This window comes from Pseudomonas sp. DrBHI1, from assembly GCF_002205115.1.
Classification (GTDB): domain Bacteria; phylum Pseudomonadota; class Gammaproteobacteria; order Pseudomonadales; family Pseudomonadaceae; genus Aquipseudomonas; species Aquipseudomonas mosselii.
In genome coordinates this window covers 44,029-50,413 of record NZ_NIBE01000019.1, presented here as the reverse complement: position 1 = coordinate 50,413, position 6,385 = coordinate 44,029, and the positions used below count along the sequence as shown (strand labels likewise).

Here is a 6,385-nt window from a genome sequence, read left to right as displayed (position 1 = left end):
AGCGGCGGACGATAGCACCCGAAGCGGCGTTTCTCCAGCGCGAAGCCCAGCAGGTTGAGCCAGTCGCCGACCCGCGACGGCGAGATGCAGCGGGCCTTGCGCAAGGCGCCCTGGCTGAAGAAATGGCGCAGCCCCCAGCTGCTCCACGGGTTGATGCCGACGATCAGCAGGTGGCCGCCCGGGCGCACCGCGCTGGCCGCCTCGCGCAGCAGGCCATGGGGCGACAGGCTGAAGTCCAGGCCATGCTGCAGCACCACCACGTCGGCGGCATGCTCCGATAACGGCCAGGCCTGCTCCTCGCAGACGATCTCCACCCCCGGCAACGGCGCGCCCAGGCGCACGTTGCGCTGCACCTGTGGCGCATTGGGCGGGGGTTCGGCGCAGGGGCCGTAGTGCACCAGGTAACCACCGAAGAAGCGCCGCAGCTCTTCTTCGAGCAACTTTTCCTCTTCCTTGAGCATCAACTGCCCAAGGGGGCCATTGAACCAGTCGCGGGCCAGGCTGATGAGTTCGACCCAGTCGGGGTCGGCCTGGGCGAAGGCTTGGTCGGTCATTGCGTTCTCCCTCGAAGGTTCTCCGGCCGCGCCATCGCGGCTAAGATGCCCCCAATGTCCAGGCTTGGCGATACGGATCCGCACATGATACAGATCGATGCCCTACCCGCTTTCAACGACAACTACATCTGGTTGTTACAGGATACTGCCAATCGCCGCTGCGCAGTGGTCGATCCCGGCGATGCCGGGCCGGTGCTCGCCTGGCTCGGCCAGCATCCCGACTGGGTGCTGGAGGCGATCCTGGTCACCCACCATCACCATGACCACGTCGGCGGCGTCGAAGCCCTGAAGCAGGCCAGCGGCGCCACCGTCTACGGCCCGGCCAGCGAACGCATCCCGGGCCGCGACGTCGCCCTGGAGGACGGCGCGCAGGTCCAGGCACTGGGCCTGACCTTCGAGGTCATGGCCATGCCCGGCCACACCCTCGGCCATATCGCCTATTACACTGCGCAATCGCCCACGCCGCTACTGTTCAGTGGCGACACCCTGTTCGCCGCCGGTTGCGGGCGGTTGTTCGAAGGCACACCCGAACAGATGCACCATTCGCTGCAGCGCCTGGCCGCCCTGCCCGCCGAGACCGAAGTGTACTGCGCCCACGAGTACACCCTGAGCAACCTGCGCTTCGCCCGCGCCGTCGAGCCGGAAAACCCGCACGTTCTGCAACGCTTCGAAGACGTTACCCGCCTGCGCGCCGACAATCGCATCAGCTTGCCCTCCACCATCGGCCTCGAGCGCCTGACCAACCCGTTTTTCCGCACCGCTGAAACATTCGTTAAACAAAAAGCAGACGAATGGAAGGGTCATTCCAACCCTACCCAAGCCACTGTTTTTGCTGCCTTGAGGTCTTGGAAAGACGTGTTCTGATAACCTCAAGATATATCGTGACACACGCCCAAAGGTTGACCCGGCCGGGGCCGGTTTCTAGAATCGCCCAACTTTTTTGCCCGGATAACCGTTCCAGCCGATGTCTTCCCCTAGCCGCAGAACCGCTCATTCGGTCGCCCTGACGCGACTGGCACAGATCAGTGCACTGGCGCTGGCCGCCACCCTGGTCGGCTGCCAGAGCACCCGTCAGCTCGACGAATCCGACAGCGTTCGCGCGCACAACTACCAGGCGCGGATCAAGCACAAACCCGCGCCGCTGGTGGTCAAGCCCAAGGAAGCACCGCCCCAGGACGTCTGGGAGCGCATGCGCCAGGGCTTCGCCCTGCAGGACGGCATGGACGTCAACCCGCGCATCGAACAGCAACGCCTGTGGTTCGCCAGCAACCCGTCGTTCCTCGAGAACGCCGGCGAGCGCGGCAGCCTTTACCTGCACTACATCGTCGAGCGCCTCGAAGAACGCGACATGCCGCTGGAGCTGGCCCTGCTGCCGGCCATCGAGAGTGCCTACAACCCGATGGCCTACTCCCGCGCGCATGCCGCCGGCATGTGGCAGTTCATCCCGTCCACCGGGCGTCACTTCAACCTGCGCCAGACCAACTTCTACGACGGCCGTCGCGACGTCACCGCCTCGACCAACGCCGCACTCGACTACCTGAACCGCCTGCACGACATGTTCAACGGCGACTGGCTGCTGGCCCTGGCGGCCTACAATGCCGGCGAAGGCACCGTCAGCCGCGCCATCGAGCGCAACGAGCGCCTGGGCCTGCCGACCGACTACTGGAACCTGCCGCTGCCGCAGGAAACCCGCGACTACGTGCCCAAGCTGCTGGCCCTGTCGCAGGTGGTCAACACCCCTGCCGCCTACGGGATCAACCTGAACCCGATCGCCAACGAGCCCTATTTCGAAGCCGTCGCCATCAACGACCGCCTCGATTTGTCCCGCGTCGCGGCCTTCGCCGACATCGACGAAGACGAGCTGATCCAGCTCAATCCCGCCTTCAAGAAACGCATGACCGTGGACGGCCCGCAGCAACTGCTGGTGCCCACCGCCAAGGCGCAGCTGCTCAGCGACCGCATGTCCAACCTCAAGCCCGAGGAACTGGTCGCCCTGCAGCCGAACAAGGCCGTGTTCCAGGCCGCCCTGGCCGATGCCAAGGCGCCAGCGGCGCGCAGCTACCGGGTCAAGCGTGGCGACAACCTGGGCAGCATCGCCAAGGCCAACCGCGTCGCGGTCAAGGACATCCAGCGCTGGAACAGCCTGCGCGGCAACAGCCTCAAGGTCGGCCAGGTGCTGGCCCTGCGTGGCGGCAACGCGCCGAGCGCGGCGGCCAAGCGCGTGGCCGATGCGAAGCAGCGTTCCACCCAGTACAAGGTGCGCAAGGGTGACTCGTATTACCTGGTGGCCAAGCGTTTCAACGTCGAAATGAAACACCTCAAGCGCTGGAATCCGCGCAGCGGGCATGCGCTCAAGCCGGGGCAGACGCTGACCGTCTACCTGTCGCGTTGATGTGAATCCTGGGGGGCGCTTCGCGCCCCTTTCGCGACACAAGGCCGCTCCCACAGGGATTGCGCTAGCCTGAGGGTCTGCGCAATCCCTGTGGGAGCGGCCTTGTGTCGCGAAAGGGCTGCAAAGCAGCCCCAATCAGCCACATCCATCCGACCGACCCGTACCCTTTTTCCATTCCAGACAAGCTGTTACTGTACCCCGAACCAAGCCCAACGCCTTCTGGATCGGATGCCGACTTGATACGTCCCCTCCTGCTGTCTCTCAGCCTGGCCTTGAGCTTCCCCGCCGTCGCGATGGTGAGCGAAAGCCACGGATACGCGCAGTTCGGCACGCTCAAGTACCCGGCCAGCTTCACCCACTTCGACTGGGTCAACCCGCAAGCCCCGAAAGGCGGCACCTTGCGGGCCATGGCCTTCGGCACCTTCGACACGCTCAACCCCTATACCTTCAAGGGCTCGAGCCCGGTCACCACGCCCAACTTCCTGCAGTACGGCATCAACGAGCTCAACGAGCCGCTGATGGTCGGCACCGGCATGTACGACCCCTCCGGCGACGAACCCACCTCCAGCTACGGCCTGATCGCCCGCTCCGTCGAGTACAGCGAGGACCGCAGCTGGGTGGTGTTCAACCTGCGCCCCGAAGCACGCTTCCACGACGGCGTGCCGATTACCGCCGCCGACGTCGCCTTCAGCTACCGCACCCTGCTCAAGGACGGCCACCCGATCTACCGCACCAACCTGCAGGAAGTGGCCCGGGTCGACATCCTCGGCCCGCTGCGCATCCGCTTCGTGTTCAAGCGCGCCGGCAACCCGCTGCTGATCCTGCGCCTGGGCGAAATGCCGGTGCTGCCCAAGCACTACTGGGAAAAGCGCGACTTCAAGGCCACCACCTTCGACCCGCCCTTGGGCAGCGGCCCCTACCGCATCAGCGAGGTGCAACCGGGCCGGCGCCTGGTGTTCGAGCGGGTGAAGGACTACTGGGGCAAGGACCTGGCCGTGAACCGGGGCAAGTACAACTTCAACCGCGTCGAATACGAGTTCTACCGTGACGCCACCGTGGCTTTCGAAGCCTTCAAGGCGGGCGAATTCGACATCTATATCGAGCATCAGGCGAAGAACTGGGCCAACGGCTACAGCTTCCCCGCCGTGCGCCGGGGGGAGGTGATCAAGGCGCAGATCCCGCACCAGATCCCCACCCAGACCCAAGGCCTGTTCATGAACAGCCGCCGCGCCGCCTTCAGCGACCCACGGGTACGCCAGGCGCTGGGCCTGATGCTCGACTTCGAATGGACCAACCGCGCCCTGTTCAACGGCGCCTACCGGCGCGCCACCAGCTACTACCCCAACAGCGAGTTCACCGCCAGCGGCCTGCCCACCGGCAAGGAGTGGCTGCTGCTCAAGCCGTTCCGCGACCAGCTGCCCGAAAAGCTCTTCACCCAGCCCTACCAGGTCAGCCACACCGACGGCAGCGGCATCAGCCGCGCGGCCCTGCGCCAGGCCCTCGACCTGTTCGCCCAGGCCGGTTGGAAGCTCAACGGCCAGCGCCTGGTGGACGGCAAGGGCCAGCCATTCCGGATGGAACTGCTGCTGGTGAACCCGAACCTCGAACGCATCCTGCAACCTTATGTCGAAAATCTGGCCAGCATCGGCATCGATGCACGCTTGCGCACCGTCGACCGCGCCCAGTACAAACAACGGCTCGACCAGTTCGATTTCGACATGATCCTGATGACCCTGAACCAGACCCTGAGCCCGGGCCTCGAACAGTGGCTGTATTTCCACTCGAGCCAAGCCGCCGTCAAGGGCAGCAAGAACTATGCTGGCGTGAAGGACCCGGTGGTCGACCACCTGCTCGACACCCTGCTCGCCGCCCGCAGCCGCGATGACCAGATCGCCGCCGCGCGCGCCCTGGACCGCGTGCTCTCATGGCAGTACTACATGATCCCCAACTGGTACCTCGACAATCACCGCCTGGCCTACCGCAACCGGTTCGCCTTCGTCACCACGCCGCCCTACACCCTTGGGCTGAACAGCTGGTGGATCAAGAAGACTTCGGAGAAAGCCAAATGACGCCCACCCTGCGCCGCCTGGCCGGCAGCCTGCTGCTGGCCTGCCTCACGCTCCCGGCCGTGGCCGCCCCGCAACACGCCCTGACCCTGTACGGCGAAGCGCCGAAATACCCGGCCAACTTCAAGCACTTCGAATACGTCAATCCTGACGCGCCCAAGGGCGGCACCTTCCGCCAGTCCAGCTTCGGCGGCTTCGACAGCCTCAACCCGTTCATCAACAAGGGCGTGCCCGCCGACAACATCGGCAGCATCTACGACACGCTGATGCGCCAGAGCCAGGACGAGCCCTTCACCGAGTATGGCCTGGTGGCCGGCAAGATCGAAAAGGCTCCCGACAACAGCTGGGTGCGCTTCTACCTGCGCCCCGAAGCGCGCTTCCACGACGGCCAGCCGATGCGCGCCGAAGACGTGGTATTTACCTTCAACGCCCTGATCAAGGACGGCGCCCCGCTGTACCGCCAGTATTACGCCGACGTCGCCGACGTGGTCGCCGAAGACCCGCTCAAGGTGCTGTTCAAGTTCAAGCACAGCAACAACCGCGAGCTGCCACTGATCCTCGGCCAGCTCCCGGTGCTGCCCAAGCACTGGTATGCCAACCGCGACTTCAACCGCGGCAACCTGGAGATCCCGCTGGGCAGCGGCCCGTACAAGGTCGCCGAGGTGAAGGCCGGCCGCTCGATCCGCTACGAGCGGGTCAAGGACTACTGGGCCAAGGACCTGCCGATCAACCGCGGCTTCTACAACTTCGATGTGATGACCTTCGACTCCTACCGCGACAACACTGTCGCCCTCGAGGCGCTGAAGGCCGGCCAGTTCGACTACGGCCTGGAAGTCAGCGCGAAGAACTGGGCCACCGCCTACGACGTGCCCGCCGTGCGCGACGGCCGCCTGATCAAGGAAGAGATCCCCAACGGCAACCCGGTGGGCATGCAGGGTTTCATCTTCAACCTGCGCAAGCCGATGTTCCAGGACATCCGCGTGCGCCAGGCCATCAGCCTGCTGCTGGACTTCGAATGGACCAACAAGCAGCTGTTCAATGGCGCCTACACCCGCACCGGCAGCTACTTCGAGAACTCCGAGATGGCCGCCAGCGGCCTGCCCTCGCCCGCCGAGCTGAAGATTCTCGAACCGCTGCGCGGCAAGGTGCCCGACGAGGTGTTCAACGGCGCCTTCCGCAACCCCGTCACCGACGGCAGCGGCATGATCCGCGACCAGCAGCGCCAGGCCTACAAGCTGCTGCAGGACGCCGGCTGGAAGATCGTCGACGACAAGATGGTCGACAAGGACGGCAAGCCGCTGACCATCGAGTTCCTGCTGGCCCAGACCCAGTTCGAGCGCGTGCTGCTGCCGTTCAAGCGTAACCTCGCGGAC

General features: G+C 65.1%; 5 protein-coding genes. 4 read left to right on the top strand and 1 reads right to left on the bottom strand.

Annotation, left to right across the window (positions count from 1 at the left end):
* Nucleotides 1–554, bottom strand: a 554-nt coding sequence (locus CC207_RS03385; protein ID WP_088851591.1) for a class I SAM-dependent methyltransferase, incomplete at its 3' end; no start/stop codon positions are given.
* An 84-nt stretch (nucleotides 555–638) separates the two neighbouring features.
* On the opposite strand from CC207_RS03385, the gene gloB reads away from it, so the two are divergent.
* From gloB to CC207_RS03365, 4 genes are all read left to right on the top strand, one after another.
* Nucleotides 639–1,418, top strand: a complete 780-nt coding sequence (gloB, locus tag CC207_RS03380) for a hydroxyacylglutathione hydrolase (RefSeq protein WP_088851590.1) — start codon at nucleotides 639–641, stop codon at nucleotides 1,416–1,418.
* Between the two features lie 100 nt (nucleotides 1,419–1,518).
* Nucleotides 1,519–2,946, top strand: a complete 1,428-nt coding sequence (locus CC207_RS03375; RefSeq protein ID WP_088851589.1) for a lytic transglycosylase domain-containing protein — start codon at nucleotides 1,519–1,521, stop codon at nucleotides 2,944–2,946.
* 293 nt (nucleotides 2,947–3,239) lie between these two features.
* Nucleotides 3,240–5,015: an extracellular solute-binding protein gene (locus tag CC207_RS03370; RefSeq protein WP_088851588.1), complete on the top strand. Its 1,776-nt coding sequence runs from the start codon at nucleotides 3,240–3,242 to the stop codon at nucleotides 5,013–5,015.
* Nucleotides 5,012–6,385 (top strand): extracellular solute-binding protein (locus tag CC207_RS03365; protein WP_256581984.1); only part of this gene is annotated, 1,374 nt, incomplete at its 3' end. The genes CC207_RS03370 and CC207_RS03365, both read left to right, overlap by 4 nt.

Excerpts from the sequence above, each read along its gene's own strand:
- CC207_RS03375 (WP_088851589.1), top strand. The coding sequence starts at position 1,519 with ATGTCTTCCCCTAGCCGCAGAACCGCTCATTCGGTCGCCCTGACGCGA.
- CC207_RS03370 (WP_088851588.1), top strand. The coding sequence starts at position 3,240 with ATGGTGAGCGAAAGCCACGGATACGCGCAGTTCGGCACGCTCAAGTAC.
- gloB (WP_088851590.1), top strand. The coding sequence starts at position 639 with ATGATACAGATCGATGCCCTACCCGCTTTCAACGACAACTACATCTGG.